This window comes from Flavobacterium sp. UBA4197, assembly GCF_002379575.1.
GTDB lineage: Bacteria > Bacteroidota > Bacteroidia > Flavobacteriales > Flavobacteriaceae > Flavobacterium > Flavobacterium inviolabile.
This window is the reverse complement of record NZ_DFUB01000014.1, coordinates 1-21888: the sequence shown is the minus strand read 5'-3', so window position 1 is coordinate 21888 and position 21888 is coordinate 1. Positions and strand designations below refer to the sequence as shown.

The 21888-nt window shown below is 36.9% G+C and carries 28 protein-coding genes; 9 read left to right on the top strand and 19 right to left on the bottom strand.

What is annotated here, in order from left to right; translation table 11 throughout:
* Positions 1-44: 44 nt before the first annotated feature.
* From B3394_RS07330 to B3394_RS07315, 5 genes are all read right to left on the bottom strand, one after another.
* A complete protein-coding gene (locus tag B3394_RS07330) occupies positions 45-2063 on the bottom strand; it encodes a M48 family metalloprotease (protein WP_286914673.1) in 2019 nt (672 codons plus the stop codon).
* A 222-nt stretch (positions 2064-2285) separates the two neighbouring features.
* The gene (locus tag B3394_RS07325; RefSeq protein ID WP_286914669.1) at positions 2286-3023 is read right to left on the bottom strand and encodes a phosphodiester glycosidase family protein; all 738 of its coding nucleotides are present in this window, start codon (positions 3021-3023) and stop codon (positions 2286-2288) included.
* 144 nt (positions 3024-3167) lie between these two features.
* The gene (locus B3394_RS18115) at positions 3168-3290 is read right to left on the bottom strand and encodes a helix-hairpin-helix domain-containing protein (RefSeq protein WP_177734368.1); all 123 of its coding nucleotides are present in this window, start codon (positions 3288-3290) and stop codon (positions 3168-3170) included.
* Positions 3290-3712 (bottom strand): VOC family protein, encoded by a 423-nt coding sequence (locus tag B3394_RS07320; protein ID WP_286914663.1) that lies wholly within the window; start codon positions 3710-3712, stop codon positions 3290-3292. The genes B3394_RS18115 and B3394_RS07320 overlap by 1 nt, the downstream gene beginning before the upstream one ends.
* A gap of 334 nt (positions 3713-4046) precedes the next feature.
* Positions 4047-4496 (bottom strand): DUF1569 domain-containing protein, encoded by a 450-nt coding sequence (locus tag B3394_RS07315; protein WP_286914661.1) that lies wholly within the window; start codon positions 4494-4496, stop codon positions 4047-4049.
* A 231-nt stretch (positions 4497-4727) separates the two neighbouring features.
* On the opposite strand from B3394_RS07315, the gene B3394_RS07310 reads away from it, so the two are divergent.
* Entirely contained in the window at positions 4728-4859 is a 132-nt protein-coding gene (locus tag B3394_RS07310) for a hypothetical protein (protein WP_286914659.1), read from the top strand.
* 31 nt (positions 4860-4890) lie between these two features.
* Here B3394_RS07310 and B3394_RS07305 read toward each other — a convergent pair whose 3' ends face one another.
* From B3394_RS07305 to B3394_RS07260, 10 genes are all read right to left on the bottom strand, one after another.
* The gene (locus tag B3394_RS07305) at positions 4891-5484 is read right to left on the bottom strand and encodes a hypothetical protein (protein WP_286914654.1); all 594 of its coding nucleotides are present in this window, start codon (positions 5482-5484) and stop codon (positions 4891-4893) included.
* 367 nt (positions 5485-5851) lie between these two features.
* Positions 5852-6556: a hypothetical protein gene (locus tag B3394_RS07300; RefSeq protein ID WP_286914649.1), complete on the bottom strand. Its 705-nt coding sequence runs from the start codon at positions 6554-6556 to the stop codon at positions 5852-5854.
* Positions 6557-6605: 49 nt separating this feature from the next.
* On the bottom strand, positions 6606-7232 hold the full coding sequence (locus B3394_RS07295) for a hypothetical protein (protein WP_286914647.1): 627 nt from the start codon (positions 7230-7232) through the stop codon (positions 6606-6608).
* 215 nt (positions 7233-7447) lie between these two features.
* Positions 7448-7729, bottom strand: a complete 282-nt coding sequence (locus B3394_RS07290; protein ID WP_286914642.1) for a GNAT family N-acetyltransferase — start codon at positions 7727-7729, stop codon at positions 7448-7450.
* A gap of 20 nt (positions 7730-7749) precedes the next feature.
* Complete coding sequence (locus B3394_RS07285) at positions 7750-8205, bottom strand: GNAT family N-acetyltransferase (RefSeq protein ID WP_177734374.1); 456 nt, start codon at positions 8203-8205, stop codon at positions 7750-7752.
* 140 nt (positions 8206-8345) lie between these two features.
* A complete protein-coding gene (locus B3394_RS07280; RefSeq protein ID WP_286914638.1) occupies positions 8346-9029 on the bottom strand; it encodes an alpha/beta fold hydrolase in 684 nt (227 codons plus the stop codon).
* Between the two features lie 237 nt (positions 9030-9266).
* Positions 9267-9659: an OsmC family protein gene (locus B3394_RS07275; protein ID WP_286914635.1), complete on the bottom strand. Its 393-nt coding sequence runs from the start codon at positions 9657-9659 to the stop codon at positions 9267-9269.
* Between the two features lie 4 nt (positions 9660-9663).
* A complete protein-coding gene (locus B3394_RS07270; RefSeq protein WP_286914633.1) occupies positions 9664-10545 on the bottom strand; it encodes a pirin family protein in 882 nt (293 codons plus the stop codon).
* An 18-nt stretch (positions 10546-10563) separates the two neighbouring features.
* The gene (locus B3394_RS07265; protein WP_177734378.1) at positions 10564-11442 is read right to left on the bottom strand and encodes a pirin family protein; all 879 of its coding nucleotides are present in this window, start codon (positions 11440-11442) and stop codon (positions 10564-10566) included.
* A gap of 76 nt (positions 11443-11518) precedes the next feature.
* Entirely contained in the window at positions 11519-12121 is a 603-nt protein-coding gene (locus tag B3394_RS07260; RefSeq protein ID WP_286914631.1) for a Crp/Fnr family transcriptional regulator, read from the bottom strand.
* 204 nt (positions 12122-12325) lie between these two features.
* Between B3394_RS07260 and pyrR the strand changes: the two genes are divergently transcribed.
* From pyrR to B3394_RS07220, 8 genes are all read left to right on the top strand, one after another.
* Positions 12326-12880, top strand: coding sequence for a bifunctional pyr operon transcriptional regulator/uracil phosphoribosyltransferase PyrR (pyrR, locus tag B3394_RS07255; protein ID WP_273245887.1), 555 nt, complete (start codon positions 12326-12328; stop codon positions 12878-12880).
* A 21-nt stretch (positions 12881-12901) separates the two neighbouring features.
* Positions 12902-13828: an aspartate carbamoyltransferase catalytic subunit gene (locus tag B3394_RS07250; RefSeq protein ID WP_177734381.1), complete on the top strand. Its 927-nt coding sequence runs from the start codon at positions 12902-12904 to the stop codon at positions 13826-13828.
* 6 nt (positions 13829-13834) lie between these two features.
* Positions 13835-14260 carry a hypothetical protein gene (locus B3394_RS07245; protein WP_286914624.1) on the top strand — a complete coding sequence of 142 codons (426 nt, stop codon included), beginning with the start codon at positions 13835-13837 and terminating at the stop codon, positions 14258-14260.
* A 22-nt stretch (positions 14261-14282) separates the two neighbouring features.
* Positions 14283-14711 carry a hypothetical protein gene (locus B3394_RS07240; protein WP_177734382.1) on the top strand — a complete coding sequence of 143 codons (429 nt, stop codon included), beginning with the start codon at positions 14283-14285 and terminating at the stop codon, positions 14709-14711.
* 71 nt (positions 14712-14782) lie between these two features.
* Positions 14783-15115: a ribonuclease Z gene (locus B3394_RS07235; RefSeq protein ID WP_177734383.1), complete on the top strand. Its 333-nt coding sequence runs from the start codon at positions 14783-14785 to the stop codon at positions 15113-15115.
* Between the two features lie 14 nt (positions 15116-15129).
* A complete protein-coding gene (locus B3394_RS07230; protein WP_286914622.1) occupies positions 15130-16035 on the top strand; it encodes a ribonuclease Z in 906 nt (301 codons plus the stop codon).
* Positions 16036-16127: 92 nt separating this feature from the next.
* Complete coding sequence (gene pdxH, locus B3394_RS07225) at positions 16128-16772, top strand: pyridoxamine 5'-phosphate oxidase (protein WP_273245881.1); 645 nt, start codon at positions 16128-16130, stop codon at positions 16770-16772.
* Positions 16773-16926: 154 nt separating this feature from the next.
* Positions 16927-17415 (top strand): CAP domain-containing protein, encoded by a 489-nt coding sequence (locus tag B3394_RS07220; protein WP_177734386.1) that lies wholly within the window; start codon positions 16927-16929, stop codon positions 17413-17415.
* A 71-nt stretch (positions 17416-17486) separates the two neighbouring features.
* On the opposite strand, the gene B3394_RS07215 is transcribed toward B3394_RS07220, so the two are convergent.
* The 4 genes from B3394_RS07215 to B3394_RS18215 form a co-directional block, all read right to left on the bottom strand.
* Positions 17487-19409 (bottom strand): OmpA family protein, encoded by a 1923-nt coding sequence (locus tag B3394_RS07215; RefSeq protein WP_286914620.1) that lies wholly within the window; start codon positions 19407-19409, stop codon positions 17487-17489.
* A gap of 12 nt (positions 19410-19421) precedes the next feature.
* Positions 19422-20333 (bottom strand): PorP/SprF family type IX secretion system membrane protein, encoded by a 912-nt coding sequence (locus B3394_RS07210; protein ID WP_177734388.1) that lies wholly within the window; start codon positions 20331-20333, stop codon positions 19422-19424.
* Between the two features lie 41 nt (positions 20334-20374).
* The gene (locus tag B3394_RS07205; RefSeq protein ID WP_286914614.1) at positions 20375-21592 is read right to left on the bottom strand and encodes a gliding motility-associated C-terminal domain-containing protein; all 1218 of its coding nucleotides are present in this window, start codon (positions 21590-21592) and stop codon (positions 20375-20377) included.
* Between the two features lie 29 nt (positions 21593-21621).
* Positions 21622-21888 (bottom strand): hypothetical protein (locus B3394_RS18215; RefSeq protein WP_422653556.1); only part of this gene is annotated, 267 nt, incomplete at its 5' end.

Sequence of the window (21888 nt, the reverse complement as noted above, 5' to 3'; positions counted from 1 at the left end):
AAAGGTTCTGTAAACAACAACTCCCGCCAAAAGCGGGAGTTTTTTTATAATAATTGCGTTTGAAAAACCAGGAGTTGCTTTTTAGTATTAAAATAATGTTGCTGTACTAAATAGAGATAATTCCCCAGAACCGTAAACAAAATAGAAATATTGGCATCGTTGTAGTTATTGTTTGAAAAATAGACAATCTCTTCTGCCAGATAAGCTGTAATGTTTTCCTTAATTTCCGGAGTAATAATGCTCTGAATTCCAGGTGCATCCGTAACTTCTTTTAATTTAGTTCTGAAGTGACTTTCATTAATCCTGAAATTTTTCATACTTCTGTTAATGGCATCATATTCTAAGGTTTGAAAAACAAAGCTAAATGAACTATAAGTTGTGGTATAAACATTTATTAATTCATCATATTTTGAATCGGCACTAAAAAAACTGTGGTATAGCCTTGATAAATTATCTTTATTTGTACGGTCTTCAGATTTGCAATAGAAAAATCTGAAAATGGCAATATCGTTTTTCAAAATAAGCTGTTCCAGGTCTTTTTGTTTGTTTTTTAACTCTGCAACCAATCTTCGTGTATCTCTTATTTTATATTTATTGCCATCATAATCAAACGTTTTGAGTTTAATGGTATTTTCATTTTCAATTATTTCTTCTAAAGTTCCGATATCTTTTTTCAGGCTGTAAAGCGACAAAATATTATCCATTTTGGAATCATCAAATAATTCTTCAAAGGTTTTTGTACTTTCTGAAATACTGTTTATTTCGGAATCTACATTAAATGCCAATGGATTATAATTGTCATAATAACCGTTATATACTTCGGGAAAAGCATTTTTATCAAAATTGGACTGAAATTCCTGTTCGAAAGCATTTATATTTTGAATAGCCGGTGTTTGCTGATATTCAATAACTTTAAAAAGTTTATCGGTAATCCGTTGTTGCGTCATTTCAATATTTTCAAACAAGGTATTAGCAAAATTGTTTTCAATATTTACAGACGGAATATTTAATCTGTCAAAAGCTGCAATCCGTTCCTCTGAGGATGGGTGTGAAGCCCATTGATTTTTGATAACTAATTTTGATTTATTGAATCGATCTAAATTTTGAAAAGTAACACTAGGTATTCCATTCAGGTTTTCAATTTTATTTTTTGCTGCTAAAAAAGTCATTATAAAAAACTGTTTTGGAAAAATATTATCAGTTGTAATAGCTTCAGAAATTTTACCACTGTAAAAATTGAGTACTTCATTATAGGACTCATCTGCTAAACTCATTCGTAACATTGAATTTTTCATTGGTTCCGAACCAACAATATTGGCTGCAATTTCATCGGCATGGAATTCCATTTCCCGGGATAAGCTCATATAGCTGATATTAACAACGTCATACGTTTTTCTTAGAATCCATTGAATTCCACGTACTACTGTTATGGAAATTCCCATAAAGATGATTGAATAATTACTGGTATTAGCCCATGACTGAACAGACTTTTCATAGGACTCATTGTCATACAGCATATCGTATATAATCTTATTTACGTTATATACATAACTTCCTACTTTCATGGATTTTTGAGAGAAATGACCAAATTCATGTGCTAAAATCCCTTTAAATTCCGATATAGTGGTACTATTCACCAGGCCAAGCCCAATGTGTAAATTCTTTTTTACGGGTAAAAACATACTCCAAAAGCTGGAATTGTAAAATACGGAGGCGTTTACTTCTGAAGATAAATAGATTTTTTTAGGGAAATCAGTACCAATTTCAGAGACTAATTCCTGAAGCATGGCATGTAACTTTGGTTCCGATTTAATGTCAATTTCCGTTAGATGGGAATTATCGGTTTTATTCTTTTTGAATAAAAATTTGATAAGGAAATAGAGAATAAAAACACCAACACTGGCAATACCCAATCCCAGCATAAGGGTAATTAATGAAGGCCGGATAGCCACAACGGCTATTGCTCCATATATACAGGCAATAAAGATGCCTATAGCTAAAGCTATTAATAATAAATAAACAGTAATAAAGAATAAAATGGCAAACATGGCTTTGGTTGCCATTTGCTTAAAGCGTTTAGAAATTTTGACAGGCTGCATAATCTTAAAATTAACAGCCTCAAAGATATAGGATTCCTTTGTTTTTTTAAACAAAATACATTTATGGAAGTATTATATCACAAAAAAAGCCGATTATGATAACCGGCTTTGTAAATTACTGTTAAAACAACACATCGTGAAGATCCGGATTTTTATCAAAAACGCTTTTGGCAATACCTTACCATATTATTTCTTGTTTGTTGTTACTCCAATTATTACTCCAAAATTTCCGTCAGTTTGTGTCCAACTTTGTTCAGGCAAATAAGTTCTTGAAACAAACCCGTCAAGATACAAAGCGTTCTTACAACCTAATTTTTTAAAGTAGTCAGCAAAGTCGTAAAAATTTATTTCGCTCCTGGACATTGCAAAAATTAATTTGTTGTCTGGCAAAATTCCAACACCATTTCTAATGTTCAAATTGTTTGAGCCTTCTTTAAAAGCGGAATGAATTTGTCCGTCAATGACTAACATCGGTCCTGATTGTGTTGCATATTTTATTTGTCCTGTTTCTTTGTAGTCAGAAGTCTTACAAATTTTCGGCAAGTTGTCTGTTGTAATATAAAAAACACCATTTGGCATTAAATAGAAATTGCCGTTTCCTTTTGTAGTGTCCAACGCTATAATTTGTTTCCCATTGTCAATAAAAAGTCCTTGTGGTGAGTTGTCTTTTTTAAACATTCCGCCGTTCATAGCAAAATTCAATTTTTTGTTTTTTGTGTCAAGCCAATTTTTAAGGTTGTCAATACTTTTAAAAATTTCGCCTTTGTCATTTTTCCAATAAAATTTCAGGTCTTGTATTTTTGTGTCAACTGTGTAAGAAACAAATCTCTCATCGGTCTTAACTTTTGTCTGTCCAAATAGAAAATACCCAACTGTCAGAAGGGCAATAAAAGTTAGCAATATTATAATTCTATTTCTGTTCACAGATCATTTCTAATGGTTGCAGACGCCGGGATAAAGCTAACTTACAAATAAAAAGCGAATGTGAAACACATTCAGCGGCGCAAAAAGTACAAAATTCAATTTAGTATTTAACCCCGCTTTTTGCCAATGCGATGTTATAGGCAGTTATTTTTTGTCTTTCCAATTCCACCATTTTAGTTTTTCACTATCTTGTCTGTTCATTGGTGTTTCTGCAAAATATACCGCACACCTAAAAACATAAAGTAAACACCTCTCTGTTGCTGTCATTACAGTTTTACGTTGTCATTTTCGTCAAGTTTCCAAAACGGATTGTAAGCAACTTCAAACAAATGTCCGTCCAAGTCTTTGAAGTAACCACTATAACCGCCCCAATAAACCTTTTGTGCAGGTTTTACGATTGTTGCACCAAGTTTCGCAACTTTTTCTAAAATTTCGTCCACTTCTTTTTCCGATTTTGTGTTGTGTGAAATTGTTAGTCCCGAAAATGTTGTTGGCTGATATGTCAATGTTGTATCGTTTGCAAGTTCGTGTATTGGGTGCAACGCTAAAATAATTCCGCCTAAGTCAAATAGCGCTAAACTGTCCGTACTTTTGTCGGATTTTTTCCAGCCAAGTCCATTTTCGTAAAAGTTTAATGATTTCTGAAAATCATCAGTTCCAAGTGTTATTAAGTTTAGTTTTTGTCGCATTCGTTGATTTTGTGAAGTTCGGTTGTATAATTGCAGAAACTTTGTATCCGTTCGGGCGGGATTTCCGCACAAACTTTCAAATCCCGACTTTCCCCCGCCTGACAGCAACCCGTTTGTTAACAGTAGGCATTTTGTTATGCTACTTGTTATTTGTTTTGATATGTACCTTCAAGTTTTTTAGATAAGTAAATCTGGCTTTTAGTAATTATATTGATTGTCTATATTTTTCAGTATATACAACGAAGATATTATTTTTCATTATTTTCAAAATAGCCGAGATGTAAATTTATTTGTTCAACATGCTGATATTAAAATTTACTATATTTCAAATTACTTAAACTCCAAATTGTCTCAAATGATGGTCAAAATGTTTCCATTGTACGATTGCCCATTCATTGGGTGTCAATTTTCCAAAAAAAGGATGAGGGTGTTTGGTGCATTTTTCTGGACCATTTTCATAAAACTGTTTAATAAGTAAGATTGCTTTACTCTTTTCTTTTTCAAAATCTTTTTGGTCTATAAAAGTATAGTTTTTACTTGTTGGTGAGTTTTTTGAAAATTGCTTTTTACTTACATAACGGTTTTTAAAAAATCTACCTATAATTTTCCCAATTAACATTCTTTCTTGGCAATTACTGTCCAATGCAGTTTCTATAAATGCATTTAAATGAGCCAGCATTTGCCCAATGTTCATTTTTCCCCATTTTCTTTGTGTGTTAGGTGTTAATTTTTCGACACGGTTTAAAATTTCATCAACATCTATTTTGTTATATAGGTTTTTCATTTTTTTTGAAAAATTATTATTTAGTGATATATTGGAATTGCTTTCCGCTAACACTCAAATATACGAAAATTTTTTAGCTTCAAAAAAACAGAATATCCGTGTAACAATTTGTAAATCAATGTTTTGATTTATTTTTAATTACTCGTAAGTACTTACAAATAACATTCAATTGAATTTACTTTATCTAAATTAATCTCGTAGAAAGTTTAGGTATCAATTTTTTTATTTTCTGTGAAAAACGAAAAAGGTGTTTTAATCACAGGGAAAGATGGTGTTGTTAAAGATGGTTCCTATTTGGAATCCATAAAAATTGATTATTCCAATCCGATCAACCTGATAAAATTAATTCTACAGTATACATAATAACTATTTAGACAGTAATTAAACCGAAAGATTATAGTCTAAATAATTTTAAGATAAGAGGATCTATTTTTAAATCGGGACGAAAAATCTGGATTCCTTTAATAAAGTGCTTTTGAAGTTCCAGTTCATTACTGATATCATTCCATAATAGATTAGTCTCTATTCTTTTTACATTATTCAACCTTTGCAAGTTGATATTTGCTGCCTCAAGGTGAAAATAAATTCCTCTTTGCATCGGATTAAATACCCTAAATTCTTTTGATGATCTATAGTATCTCCTTTCCAGTTTTATACCAATATCATAAGTAAGTCCGGAGCTACATAGGCCGGTATATAATACTTTATCCACAAGTTCATCATCGCCATTATAATAGAAAACACCATTTTTATTAACAATTATTTTTTTAATCATTGGCTTTTTCTTACTTAGCTGTACTCCGAAAAAGAGTAATAGTGCAAAAAAAAGAACCAGTACTATTAACCCAGGATTATAAGCTCCCATCCAAAATAGAAAAAGAGAACCAAATAGAGGAATGCCCAAAAAGCAGGTAAACATTAAAATCTTAATGCTAATATTAGCATATTTACATGGCTTTGATTCAACACTGATAAATTCTTTTCTCATAAACTTGTGTTTTGTTAAGGATTCGTGTTTCTCTTCTTCTTTTCTTTTAATTCTTTTTCAAAATCTGTTTTACCAAGGTTTGCAAACATATTTGGATGGATTTCCTCAATATTCTTAAAAAGAAAATTCACTTCATTTTTAAGGCTATCGGGATTTAATCTTTTTTTCTTGAGCGTTTAAACTTTTCGCAAAAAACAAACAGATAGTTAGAATTATGAATTTTATAATATTTCATTTCAATATTTCTTGCGTTTTGTATGTTAACCTTATAGCTACCGAGCCGCAGCTTGGCGACAGTGACGGATAAGAAAGCCTAAACTTTCAATAGCGCACTAATCTAAGCAACGGCCTTTTATAAGCATTGGAGCTAAGGTAAAATCATCGGGCCCAAAATGATCATCCATATAATATAGCCTGATATACTACCCAGAACACCGGAAAAAATAAAGGTTAATCTGTACTTTAAAGGAACTATTTTGAGTATTAAAAAGGATATAATGCATAATCCGATACTTCCTGAAATAATAGAAAACGTTCCCTCATAGCATCCCAAATGATTAGAAATTTTCAGTTCATCTCCCCAAAAGTAATTTCCTTTATTAAAAAAGATACCGTTGATAATTCCTTTAAAAAAATTGAAAACTTCTCTGGACCAAAACAAGGACAGAAAAATAAGTCCCCATTTCATAAATGAAGTTGTATTTGTCGCTTTATAATACTGGAATAGCAATATCACAAAACCAGCTGTACCAATAAAGACGGTTAGCAAAACACCTCCTAAAGTTATAAATAGCTCATCGGTATTTATTTTTTTGATCTTTATAACATATTCATTTTTATGTTTAAAAGGCAAATTGTTTTCAATTTCAAAACGATACCTGTCGTATGTTTTTAAAACGTCGCTTTTAAAATCATTAGACCATTCCATACTGGCATAATGCAGTGTATTTTGGTAACCTAAACATTTGGCAACGGCTATATGACCGTATTCATGTGTAATAGTTCCCAAAATAGTCAACAGTATAAAACAGCCTGACAAAAGAAACAACATGCGTTTGTAAAGAATAAACATATAAAAAGCATTATAATCAGTTAGGATAGACCGATAGTTTATATATAAATTACATCGATAAAAATGCTTTGATTTGATCAGTGTTTCTATTTGAAATAGATTCTAAATCTGTTATTATTGAATCCAAAACTTCTTGATATTCAGAATCATTTAATCTTTTTGTTTTGTAAAATTTGACTAAATCGATTAGTTTTTGGCTTTCAGAATCACTAATAATTATGCCTTTATAGGTAGTATCGTTTAATTTGTTGCTAATAGCAGTAACAACCGGTAAAATATCAAAATAATTATAAATTTCAGAAAGTGTTACCGGTTCATCTTTTAATCTTGAACTTAAATAATAGTACGCATTGATATAAAGAATACCAGTTGATGTTACATTAAGATTATTATCCCTTATATTATAAAATAGATCAAAAGAGTTTCGTATTTTTTCTTTATCAAGATCTTTAATTTTTGAAAAATAGCCCAACAGATTGATACGACAATCTGTTGGGCCACCCGGAGTATCTACCTTAATTATTCTTAGAAAAATTTCTTTCTCCTGAATTAATTGTTTTAATTCTGATTCAGAGATTTTTGAAAAATCCGCCTTTGCTTCAATTTTTTCATTGGAGCAATTAAAGCATAAAATTGACAATGTAAGCACGAGCATTAATGAGATTACTTTTTTCATTATTTCAGATTTTAGTTGTTAATAGCATTTAATACTTTTATCTATACTGTTGTCTGTAAGTGTATTACTTAAATTTACCAGTACGAAATTGTATATTATTTCTGCTAAAACCAAAAAATCAGCTACGCACTTATACTCATACTTAACAATTATCCCGTTTTAAGTGTTAATTCGTTATTAGGTTATCTGCTTATGATAATCAATATATTTCTATTTTAAAACAACACATCGTGAAGATCCGGATTTTTATCAAAAACGCTTTTGGCAAAAGGACATAACGGTAAGATCTTAATATTGCTTTTTCGGGCAAAAGCCACTGCTTCCAGTACCATATTTTTACCAACGTTCTGTCCCTTAAAATCCGGATTTACTTCGGTATGGTCTATTATTATTTTATCAGTACCAGCCCAGCTGTAGGTCATTAATCCGGCTTTTGTGTTAGTATCTATGGCTTTAAAATAGCCTTTATTGCTTTCGTTTACTTGTTCTATTTTCATTAAAGTATCATTTAATCTGGTTATTTTTTAGTGTATTCCATACGGTACAGGTCAAAACCTGCTGCCCAATAATCTTTTACAATTTCTTTTAGCTCAAAACCGTTTTTTTCGTAAAACGCATATACCAGTTGGGATGTTCTTACCGTAATCAGCTGTATATGGTTTAAAGCTTTCAGTTTTTCTATGCGATGCTTTAAAAGCATCCCGCCAATACCTTTGCCCTGGTATTCCGTATGCAGTATATCCCAGCTGATTTTTCCGGTTGTAAGGTCTTCTGAAAAATTAAACCCGCCGGAACCAATGATTTTATTGTCATATTCCACAACAAAATACTGTTCGATTTCATTATCGAGGTAAAAAATCAGATCGGCTTCTTCTTCCGGAGAAAAATATTGCGGTGTGTTTAGCTGCAACAAGGCAATAACCGCTGGTTTATCGGTACTTTTATAATTTCGGATGCTAATTTCGGTATGCATGGTGGTTTGCCGGTTAATTTTCAAGAGTTTTTAGCTGCTTAACAGCAAGAGTGCTTCAAACGCTTCATTAAATCAAATATAAAAAAAATCTGTCAGTTTTTTTGAATCCGACAGATTTAGAATGCTGGTAAACCCCCGAATTATAATAGTTCTTTTGCCGCACTAATGATAAAATCGGCAATTTCATCCGGTTTTGAAGCCATAGAGGCATGTCCGGTATGTAACGAAATTGTTTTGGCTTTCATTCTTTCCGCAAAGAAATGCTGTGTTTCCGGCGGAATCATATTGTCGTTTTCTGAAACCTGGTACCATACCGGCAGTTTTTTCCAGCCTACAGTTGTTGGCTTTTCTTCAAAACATTTTCCGGAAGTCGGTTTTTGGGCCGCAGCCATTACCAAAGCTTCTTCTTCACTGCAATCCTGAGCAAAACTTGCCCGGAATAAATCTCTTTTAATCCATAGGAAACCGTATTTATCCGGGTAAAGGCTTGCTGCGCCTGTAGGCGGTTTTGTCCTGCCTAATAGCTCCCCGAGATTTTCCGTTTCATCCGGTGCAAAAGCGGCAATATACACCAGCCCGACTACATTGGGGCATTTTGCAGCGGCTTCGGTTATGATAGCGCCGCCATAAGAATGACCTACTAAAATAGTTTGTCCTTCCAGTGATTCCGCCAGCCTTTTTACGGTTTCGGCATCATCTGTGAGTGACGTTAAGGGATGTTGTGAGGCCACTACTGTATAACCAGCTTTTGTGATTATCGGGATAACTTTTCTCCAGTGAGAACCGTCTCCCCAGGCTCCATGTACCAATACAATGTTTGACATAAGTTTTATTTTAAAGTTAGAAATCCTAAGCAATATTTAGTGATGCATTCCTGCTGCAGCACTATTATCCGGGGCAACTTATTCAAAAATGGAAACTTTGTTTTTTGGAGCAATCTAAGTTACAAAAATAACGGACACTAAAATATAAAATGATAGCAATCAGCATATTATAATATTTTCAGAACAGACGCTATAAAGAACCGGCCTGGTTTACAAAAAATCAGGCCGGTTCATATATTATAATATGGTCGTTGTTATGGCTATCGGATTGGATAAGGCTTTGTGAATAGGACAACTGTCTGCAATTACCCGCAAACGGGCACGCTGTGCTTCATCAAGATTACCGGTAAATTCGATTTTGCGTTCCAGTTTAGTAATATTGACAGGAATATCCCTTTCGAAAGTCACTTCGATTTTCACATCGGTTAAATCCCAGCCTTTACGGTCGGCATACATGCGCAGGGTAATAATGGTACAGGCGGCAAGAGAAGATGCAAACAGTTCCTGTGGGGCAAAGCCAAGGTTCTGACCGCCCATGCTTTCCGGTTCGTCTGCAAAAAGGGTGTTCGTGCCGGCAGTAATCGTGGTTTTATAAAGTTCTTTTCCGATATGTGCGTTGATCGTATCCATACGTTTAAAATTTAGGCGGTGGTGGTAAAGGGACAAATTCTGTTTCACCGGGTACTTTCGGGAATTCCTGCTTTTGCCAGCGTTCTTTCGCTTCTTCAATCAGTTCTTTACTGGAAGCTACGAAGTTCCAGAATATAAAACGCTCTTCGGGAAATGCCTCACCGCCAAAAATATATACGGTTGTATTGGCTGCCATTTCAAATTCACACAGGGTGCTGTCTTTGGCAATCAGGATCTGTTTGGGTTCAAAAACAGTACCGTCACTGGTAATGCTGCCTTCCAGGATGTATAGCGCACTTTCACCAAAAAGGTCTTTTCCGATGTTTACTTTTTGCGCTTCGGTACTTTTAATTTCAATAAAGTACAGCGGACTGTAAACCGGTACAGGCGATTTTTTACCAAAGGCTTCCCCGGCAATCAGCTTTATCGATAATCCGCCTTCATTCCAGTGTGGCAGGTCCTCTTTGTCCACATGTACAAAAGAAGGCTCCATCTGTTCCAGATCCTTAGGCAGAGCCACCCAAATTTGCAATCCGTGCAGCATTTTGTCGGATGTTCTTAAATATTGCGGCGTTCTTTCGGAATGTACGATACCGTTTCCGGCGGTCATCCAGTTCACAGCACCCGGTTGGATTTCAATATCGGAACCCAGACTGTCTTTATGCTGTATACTGCCTTCAAAAAGATAGGTCAGCGTAGACAATCCGATATGCGGATGCGGCGCAACATCAAGATTCTGATAATCTTTTAAATGTGCCGGTCCCATGTGATCGATAAAAGCAAAAGGACCAACGGTTCGCTTTTCACGAAAGGGAAGGAGACGCCCTACCATAAAGTTGCCAATATCGGCAGCACGCTCCTCAATAATTAATTTGATGTTTGACATAGTCTGTATTTTAAAAAATTAGTCTTCCAGATACCCGAACCGTCCCATGTTTACATCTTCAAATGCCTGAATGATCTCTTCACGGGTGTTCATTACAAACGGTCCGTGAGCAACAATGGGCTCGTTGATCGGTTCACCGCTTAAAACCAGTACGATAGCATTTTCAAGGGCTTCAATCGTAAATGTTTCGCCTTTATTTTCAAACAAAGCCAGATGATCGGTAGGAACAACTTCGCTGTCGTTTATTTTAATGCTTCCTTCAATTACCAGTAAAGCAGTATTGTAATGTGCCGGAAAACTAAAAAGAGCTTTTCCGCCTTTATTCAGTTTGGCATTTTGCAGGTTTACCGGCGTAAATGTCGAAGCAGCACCTTTAACATCCTGATATTGCCCGGCAATAACTTCGATAATTCCGGCATTATCCGGTAATTCAAATTTATTGATGGCATCATTCGTGATCCCCTGATATTTTGGCTGGGACATTTTATCTTTTGCCGGAAGGTTTACCCACAATTGGACCATCTGAAAATCACCGCCGGTTTTGCTGAATTCTTTTTCGTGGTATTCTTTGTGTAAAACACCGGAGGCTGCGGTCATCCATTGTACGTCGCCTTCACCAATCACACCGCTGTTGCCCGAACTGTCATGGTGTGCCACTTTTCCTTTATAGGCAATGGTTACCGTTTCAAATCCCCTGTGCGGATGAACTCCGACACCTCTTGGAATTTCGGTAGGTGAAAAATGATATTTCGAATTGTAATCCATCATGATAAACGGACTCATGCGTTCCATATCCAGATGATAACCGCTTGGGATAAAGTTGTGAACTCTAAAGCCGTCGCCCACAAAGTGCGGAGCTCTTGGCGCTACTACTATTTCAATATTTTTTGTTGCCATTTTGTTTTCTTATTTAAAAGTTACAGTACAAAATTACCATCACAGCAATTGCTGTACATTGATGTATGGTAAGAAATCAATACGGCTTAAAATTCCGTTTGGCCATTTCTTTCCGTACACGGCTCAGGCTTTCGGGTGTAATGCCCAAATAGGAAGCGATCATCCATTGCGGAACACGCAGCATCAGGTCGGGATAAAGCCGGATAAAATCCAGATAGCGCTGTTCTGCCGTGGCGCCTAATAACAGGTTGATTCTTTTTTGTAAATGGCGGATATGATTCTGCAGGGCTTTTTCATTGAACAAGCGAAACGACAGGCTAATCTCGGAAGCTTTATTGATAAACTCCAGGTCGAGAAAAATAAAAGTTGTTTCTTCAATGGCATCGATATAAAAATCGGATGGTTCGTTAAAAAAGATACTGCTGCGGTCACTGATGATCCAGTTTTCGGAAGCAAACTGAATAATATGTTCCTTTCCGGAATGGTCAATCGTATAAGAGCGCAACAGGCCGTTTTCTACAAAAAAGGAGTGATGGCAAATTTCTCCCGGATTTAATAAAACAGTTCCTTTGGCAATTGTTTGGGTTTTTATCGCATCGGTCAGCAATAAAAACTGATCGGCTGTAATGCCTGCTTTTGCCTGTAAATAGGTTTTAAAATTGTTGTTTGCTGGTACCATGCAGTAGGGCTCTAATAGATACTCTCAAAGGTACGGAGAATTTTCGGGAGAAAAAGAATCCGGTAAAAACGGAGTAGGTAACAGAACCGATTTACTTTGTTAAAAAATGATTATTAGCGGTATAAATTTTAAATTTTTCAAATGAGCAAATTCTGTGATTAACAAATTTATTGTACTTTTACCACCCAAACACAACACTTCATTATGAGTCAAAAAATATTGCTTACTTCGAAAGAAGTCAATATCATTCTGCATCGTTTGGCCTGTCAGTTAATCGAAAAACACCTTGATTTTTCAAATACAATTCTTATTGGGATTCAGCCGAGAGGTAAATATTTAGCAGAACGAATCAAACAACTTTTAGAAGAAGAATACCACGTAAACCATGTTCCGCTGGGATTTTTGGACATTACCTTTTTCAGAGACGATTTCCGTAGAAATGAAAAACCGCTGGAAGCCAACAAGACCCAGATTGATTTTCTGGTAGAAGATAAAAAGGTCGTTTTTGTAGACGATGTTTTATTTACCGGACGCAGTATCCGTTCGGCTTTGACCGCTATTCAGTCTTTTGGCAGACCGTCAGAAATTGAACTACTGGTATTGATTGACCGTCGTTTTAGCCGTCATTTGCCAATACAGCCGGATTATCGCGGCCGTCAGGTAGATGTAATCAACAACGAAAAAGTAATCGTAAACTGGAAACAGAACGAAGGAGAAGATGAAGTACTTTTAGTGTCTAAACCTGTAACTAACAACTAACTAACCCGCAACAACACAACAATGAAAGAGTTAAGTGTCAATCATTTACTTGGAATAAAATACATCAACAAAAACGATATTGATTTAATCTTTGAAACGGCAGATCATTTTAAAGAAGTTATCAATCGTCCTATCAAAAAAGTACCGTCTTTACGGGATATAACCATTGCCAATATCTTTTTTGAAAACAGTACCCGTACCAAATTATCTTTTGAATTAGCACAGAAAAGACTATCGGCAGATGTGATCAGTTTTTCTGCTGCACAGTCCTCGGTTAAAAAAGGAGAAACGCTAATTGATACCGTAAACAATATCTTATCGATGAAAGTGGATATGGTGGTGATGCGCCACAGCAATCCCGGTGCCGCCCATTTTTTATCCCAAAATGTAAAAGCGAGTATTGTGAATGCCGGCGACGGTGCACACGAGCATCCGACGCAGGCTTTACTGGACAGTTTTTCTATCCGGGAAAAATTGGGAGAAGTAGGCGGAAAGAAAGTGGTGATCGTAGGGGATGTTCTGCACTCCCGTGTAGCCTTATCAAACATCTTTGCTTTGCAGATGCAGGGTGCGGAAGTTAAGGTTTGCGGACCGAAAACCCTGATCCCGAAATATATTGAAAGTCTTGGAGTAACCGTTGAGCCAAACCTGCGTAAAGCATTAGAATGGTGTGATGTAGCAAACATGCTTCGGGTGCAAAACGAACGTATGGATGTGAATTATTTCCCATCTACAAGAGAATACGCACAGCAATATGGTGTTGACAAAGCCTTACTGGATTCGTTAAATAAAGAGATTATCATCATGCACCCGGGACCAATTAACCGCGGGGTGGAAATTACATCGGATGTTGCCGATTCGCAGCAATCTGTAATTTTAAACCAGGTAGAAAACGGGGTTGCTATCCGAATGGCGGTTATCTATTTATTAGCCTCAAAAATCAAATAATACATAATGAAAAAATGGCTGGTTTTACTTCTAATCCCTTTTCTGTTTTCAGGATGTACGCTGGCAGAATTTTTCTGTATTAGAAATTATACCAACAAACCCATATTAATAATGTTTCCCCGGCATGTTTTCCATAACGGCTATGAAATATTAATAAAACACAGGCTCATTGATGAAACGGAGATTAAAAGTGATTTGTTTTTAAAAGGTTTTATCACGCATAAGACTGACATTAAAAATAATAAGATTACTTTTATTATTCCGGAAAAGAGTACTGTTTACCTGGAAAGGTTTAAAAAAAGTTTTAAGCATATAACGATTAAACCGGCTGCAGCCAATAAAGACTATATTGTTAAAAATAAAAAACAGATTTACAAACCTAATATGATGAGTGCTGTATATTGCACAGATATAGAGGAGGTTAAAAACTAAAGGAACTTATTTTGTTTTGATAATGAATGAAGATAATAAGAAAAAAATTGCTTTAGGCTTTATTTTAGGATTTGCAGTGATCTTTACGATAATCATTGGCGTAAAATACCTGATGAAGCCTTCTATCGATAATGATCTGATATCCATGTCGCATGAAGTGAACCGGAAGTGTCCTATTTTTGTTGACAAAGAAACCCGTCTGGATAATGCCAATGTTTTACCCAATAAAGTCTTCCAGTATAATTACACCCTGGTCAACCTGGTTAAAGAACAGGTAGATGTAGACGAAGCACAGAAAGTTATTGCCCCTAATCTGATTAATAGTGTAAAAACCAGCCCTGATATGAAAAAATTCAGGGATAATAATGTGAAACTTATTTATGCTTACCGGGACAAAAACGGTAAATCCCTATTTAAAATATTCATCACTCCGGAAATGTATAATGATTAAAACGCCCGGAGTTCATAAAAAATAGTAATTTAGCAGTTGTATTGATATAAAAGACTCATTTTTATAAGCACATGAAAGTAGACGAAAAAGGACATACTATAATTATTAAAGACACAGAAGGGGAAGTAAATACCTTTTTAGAAAAGGTGAGCAGCCAGCACAATAATTTTAAAGATTTTAACCTGGTTTTAGATGTAACACAGGATAAAAGTGTCGATTTAAAAGCGATCAAACTGTTTACGCCTTTGTCTAAAATACATAAAAAAGGAAAGAAATCCTTTGTGATCGTAGCGGAAAATATCGATTTCAATGATGTTCCGGCTTCGCTATTAGTGGTTCCGACACTTTTAGAAGCGCATGACATGATTGAAATGGAAGAGATAGAGCGCGATTTAGGATTTTAACCGCAAAACTGCCGATGAAACTGACCATATTGGGCTGTTATGCCGCAACACCACGAACAATTACCAATCCGACAGCACAGGTTCTGGAAATTAAAAACCGGATGTTTCTGATTGACTGCGGTGAAGGAACACAGGTACAGCTTCGGAAAAATAAAATAAAATTCTCCCGTATCGAGCACATCTTTATTTCCCATTTGCATGGCGACCATTTCTATGGCCTGGTGGGACTGATTTCCACCTTTATGCTGTTAAACAGGGTGAGCGATTTACATGTTTACGGACCAAAAGGAATCAAGGAAGTTATTTTACTACAATTGCGGCTTTCCGGTTCTTTTACGGGCTATAACCTGTATTTCCATGAATTGGAAAGCACCGAGAGTGAAGTTATTTATGAAGACGAAAAAGTTATTGTGAAAACAATTCCCTTAAAGCATAGGGTTTATACCAATGGCTTTTTGTTTCAGGAAAAAAACAAAGAACGCAAACTCGATATCAATACCATATTAAACTACAATATTGAACAGTGCTATTACCAGAAGATCAAAAACGGTGGTGATATCACTTTAGATGACGGCACGGTGATCCCTAATGCCCAACTTACATTTGACCCGGAACCGGAAAAAAGCTACGCGTTTTGCTCTGATACCGTTTATGATGAAACCATAGTACCGTATCTTAAAAACGTAAGTGTTCTATACCACGAAAGTACCTTCCTGGAAACGGAAGCACATCTGGCAGGAAAAACCATGCATACCACCGCAAAACAGGCAGCAGCGATAGCAAAGCTTGCCAATGCCGGTCAGCTGGTTATGGGACATTATTCCACGCGGTATGAAAGCATAGCGCATTTTAAAGAAGAAGCACAAACTATATTTCCGCATATTTTATTGGCAGACGATGGTAAGTCGTTTGAATTCTAATGGTTAACCATCCCTATAAAACAAGGATTTTTCCGTTTGAAAAAGCTAAAAACGCAGTAAATTAGTGCTCTGAAATTTTTTACTTTAAAGTCATGAGTGATTTAAGCAACTATAGAAAATCCTACGAAAAGAAAGCCTTAGTGGAAACGGATATACCGGAAGATCCGATTAACCTGTTCCAGAAGTGGTTTTATGAAGTAGAAGAGTTTGGTGGTATTGAAGAAGTAAATGCCATGACGGTTGCGACTATCGGTTTGGACGGATTTCCAAAATCGAGAGTTGTTTTATTAAAAAAATTCAACGAAGAAGGCTTTATTTTCTTCACCAATTATAATTCCGAAAAAGGGAAAGCTATTTCCCATAATCCGCATATCTGTCTTTCCTTCTTTTGGCCCACAGCCGAGCGCCAGGTAATCATTAAGGGCATAGCCGAAAAAACATCGGAGCAGGTTTCCGATGGTTATTTTGACAGCCGTCCGGACGGAAGTAAACTGGGTGCCATTGTTTCGGCCCAAAGTGACGTAATTCCATCACGGGAATACCTGGAAGAAAATCTTAAAAAACTGGAACAGGAATATGAAGGAAAAGAAATTCCGCGGCCACAACATTGGGGCGGTTTCCTGGTTCGTCCGGTAGAAGTAGAATTCTGGCAGGGAAGACCCAACCGCCTGCACGACCGCATACGCTATAAATTGCAGGAAGATTACTACTGGAAAATAGAACGGCTTTCGTCGTAAAGCCCATTTTAAGGTTTAAGTGTTAAAATTTAAGGTATTTTATCGATTTTTTTTGCAGGTAATCGATATTAGGATACTTTTGTACCTGTTATTTGCTGTTATATAGACAGTTATAACATGCCCCAATATTACATACTTAAACTATTAAATGTATATGAAGCTATTTCGTTGCACATTACTTGTGTGCTTTTTTATGATGTTGATTTCCTGTTCAACGGATAGTGCTAATGAGACGATCGACACGCCTAAAGTTGTAAATGATTTTACCTATAATCAGGAAGAACTTCAGATTGAACAAAAATTAAACAGTTACAGAGCCAGTAAAGGACTGGCACCTTTGAGCAGAATCAATCATATATCGCATGTTTCGGAAGGACATGACAATTATATGATTTCAACTAAAACAGTTGACCATTCGTATTTTGAAGAAAGAGAGCAGAACTTAAAAGCCACATTAGGAGCGAAAAGAGTAGGCGAGAACATCGCTTACGGTTACAGCACTATTGATGCCACTTTTAACGCCTGGCTAAACAGCGATCTTCATAAAATGAATATCGAAGGGGATTATACTAATTTTGGTGTTGCCGTGCGAAAAGATGCAAACGGCGATATGTATATCACCAATATGTTTATTAAAAAATAACCAACCAGGAGTATACAATACAAAAGCATCCTTTTTGAAGGGATGCTTTTGCTGTTAATAGGGGGGCTTTATTACATTTTTATAACAATAAATTCACTGCGTCTGTTTTTCTGATGTTCGGCTTCCGAGCAGGGAACACCATCCGAACAACCGTTAACCAATCGGGTTTCGCCATAACCTTTAGCCGTTAAGCGGTTTCTTTCGATACCGTTTTTAACCATATACTCTAAAGTCGATTTGGCTCTTCGGTCGGACAAACGTTCGTTGTACTGGTGTGTCTGACGGCTGTCTGTATGGGAACGGATATCCACGATCATCGTTGGATGTTCTTTCATCACGGCAATTACTTTTTGTAAATCTACAGCGGCATCCGGACGGATATTCCATTTGTCCAGGTCAAAATAAATGATTTCGATATCCAGTACTTTTGCCAGATCGGTTCCCACTTCAATCGGGATAACGCGTTTTTCAAGGGCAATATCCACAACCGTTTCCCCGGATTTGGCCGGTATGGTTACATTTACTTCTTTGGTTTCATAATCGGTATTTTCAGCCCTTACATAATATCTCTTATCACAATCGATGGTTTCAAAGGTATAATGTCCGTTGCTATCGGTCATCCTGCTGCCCATTTCCTTCATGTTGGAATCAAACAGGGTGACTTTGGCATTCAAGAGCGGTAAACCACTTTCTTTATCGGTAATCGTACCTTTTAGGATCTGGTCGCATCGCAGTTCCCGGAATTTATAAATATCATCCGATCCCATTCCGCCTTCACGGTTCGAGCTGAAATATCCCATTTGTGCCCGGGTATCCACAATATAAGCAAAATCATCTTTAGGACTGTTCACGGGGCTTCCCAGATTTTCCGGAGCAGAAAAACTACCGTCAGCATTCATTTTCGATTTAAAAACATCCAGTCCGCCAATACCCAAATGACCGTCGGAGGCAAAGTACAGCTCATTTTTCAGCGATACAAACGGAAAGGATTCCCTGCCGGTAGTATTGATTTTTTTACCGAGGTTTTCCGGTTTACCATAGGTTCCGTCGCTATTGATGGCTACTTTATAAATATCTGAAGCACCGGATGTTCCCGGCATGTCCGATGAAAAGTAAAGTGTTTTTTCATCCGGGCTTAACGCCGGATGCGCCACACTATAATTGTTGTTGTTAAACGGCAATTCTTTAATATCGTCCCATTTTCCGTTCACTAAAGACGCTTTATAGATTTTCAGCTTGATAATGCGGTCGCTGCTTTTTCCTTTTTTACCATCATTATAATTGTTACGGGTAAAATACATCGTGTTTCCATCTTTGGTAAATACCGGAGTCGATTCATGAAAACGGGTATCTATCGAGCTTGAAAATTTTACGGCAGGATCCAAAAAACCTTCTGCTGCAATCCTGGCCGTATAGAGTTTTGTAAAATACTGGTTGGTCCATTTGTGTTTTCTTTGAAACACGCCGCCGGTATCGCGGGCAGAAGCAAATACCACATCTTCTCCGTAGAAAGCTGAGCCGTAATCGGAATATTTTGAATTCGTACCGGAATTTTCAACCTGGTAGCGTCCGGAATCTTTGGATAACCGCTGGATATAATCGGGATTAGCCAGCAGCTCCTTACCGATAGGATCATTTGTTTTCTGGGAAAACGTTTGCAGCATCCTATCGGCTTCATCATATTTCCCTACAGATTTCAGTGCCTGGGAATATCGGAAATAATATTCCGGATCCACAGCCTGGTTAAGGGCAAAAAGTTCCCGGTACCATTTTTCAGCTTTATCCAGTTCTCCGTTGAAATAATAGGCATTTCCAAGTTTTTCAAACAGATTAACGGATTTATATCCTTTATCGGCTACTTTTTCATAAACGGCAATAGCATCAATATAAGCATATTTGTCATATTTCTTATTGGCATTATTGAGCCTCGAATTCTGAGCAAATCCTGAGAGCATACCAATAAAAGTAAATAGAAGTATAGTTTTGATTTTCATGACGTCAGGGTTTTAAAAGAATCGGGGTGTTAACACTCTGTTGTAGTTGTTCAAAAATTCAAATCGCAGGAATATTTCATGGGAACCGGAGTTGTAATTTGCCAGGCGGGTTGTTTCCGCATCGTAGGCATAACCGATAAACCAGGAATCTGTGATTTGAAATCCGGCCAAAGCACTCACAGCGGCATCCCATCTGTAGGCTACGCCAAGAGTTAACTTATCAGAGATCAGGAAGTTTCCGGAAACATCCACTTGTAATGGTGCTCCTTCAACAGCTTTTACCAATAAAGCAGGTTTGAATTTTAATTCCGTGCTAAAGTCAAATACGTGACCGGCAATGAAATAATAATGCAGACGCTCTTTGGTTACAGAAACCGAATTGTCTTTATAATGTTTGGTTTCCAGAAAGTTCGGAACAGACAAACCGAAATAAGTATTGTCAGAGTGAACGTATATCCCGGTTCCTACATTCGGACTAAAGTCCATGTTAAGGTTCTGGAACTGCGGATCACCCTGGTGCTGAATGTTCAGTTTGTTAACATCGATGCTAAACAGGTTTGCTGTTGCTTTTACGCCAAAGGAAATTTTATAATCCCCGGAAGTCTGGATAGTATAAGATACATCAAGAGAAATATTGTTTTCTGTGGAAGGACCGATTTTGTCATTTAAAAAGGAAAGACCAAGTCCTACATTAGAATTGTTGATAGGTGTATTAATGGAGGCCGCACCGGTGGTGGGCGCTCCATCTAATCCTACCCATTGTCTTCTGTACATCCCATAAACGCTCATTACACCACGGGAACCGGCATAACCAGGATTTATATTAATGGTATTGTACATATACTGAGTATATTGAGAGTCTTGTTGTGAATAACCTGTCACACTGATCAATATAAAAACGAATATTATAATTTGTGTTTTCATGTACACCGTAATTTAAATTGAACTAAAAAATTGATACGGAACTATCTATTAAGATATAAATAACCTGCTTTATCGAAGTTGGTTCCTTTTTCATCTTTATATTTTAAAATATAATAATACGTTCCGTCCGGTAATTCTGCGCCTCTGTCAATAGTGGCACGACCTTCAGATACACCAGCAAATACTTTGGTGGTATTGTTATAACCATCTGTACTGAACACTAATATACCCCATCTGTTGTAAATTTCAACATTATTTTCCGGATAACATAAAATTCCGTCAATAAAGAAAACATCGTTATAACCGTCATTATTTGGCGATACCGCATTGTAAACAGTGATCGAACAGGCTGGTAATACAATACATCTGTCGTGTACTTCAATATTTATTTCAAATACTTTAGGACAGTCTCCATCCGAGATAGTATAGCGGACAATATAGTTTCCTAAAGCGACCTGATGCGGATTGAAGATACTTCCTTCCAGTGCTGTTCCGGCATTAGGACTTGACCAGGTGCCATTTTGAGCGGTGCCTTCCGGCAGTAATGTGAAAAGATTAACGGGTTCATCATTGATACAGATTGTTTTCGCAATTACGGTTAACGGATTCTCAATACTAACAGTAACCGTTTGAGTAAAAGTAGCTGTATTAAAACAAGTATCGCTTACCGTCCATGTTCTGATAATAACATAAGAGCCGGCGGTTTGATTACCTGTATTTTCAGAATATGCTACCGTTACCGTTGCACCACAATTGTCTGTAAATGTCAATTCCGGAACAGGTGGAATAGCGGTACAAACAGCATTTACTTCCGTTTCTAATGCCGAAGCTAAAACCGGAGCGGTATCATCAGAAACCGTTATCAGCTGTATGCTGTTTGAAGTATTGCCACAGGTATCGGTAAATGTCCAGGTACGGGTAATGATATACGAATTAGGACACTCACCTTGTGTGGTACTATCCTGTCCCTGTACGGTAATTTCACCGGAACAGCTGTCATTCGCAGTCAGACTGATCATTTCCGGAATTTGTCCACCACAAGATACAGTTACATCAGCCGGAGCCGTTGGAGCTACCGGAGGAATGGTATCGCTTACATTGATGGTTTGCGATACGGAAGCACTGTTGCCACAGGCATCTACAAATGTCCATGTTCTGGTAATGGTATAAGAACCGGGACAGTTACCGGGAACAGTGGAATCTTGTCCCTGTACGGTGATTTCACCGGAACAGTTATCATTAGCGGTCAGGCTAATCATTGCCGGAATTTGTCCACCGCAAGATACGGTTACATTTTNNGAGCAGTTGGAACAACCGGAGCCACGGTATCATTAACATTGATGGTTTGCGATACAGACGAACTATTGCCGCAGGCATCCACAAAGGTCCATGTTCTGGTAATGCTATAAGAACCGGGACAGTTACCGGGAACAGTTGTATCCTGTCCCTGTACGGTAATTTCACCGGAACAGTTATCATTTGCAGTCAGACTGATCATTTCCGGAATTTGTCCGCCGCAAGATACGGTTACATTTTCAGGAGCAGTTGGAACAAC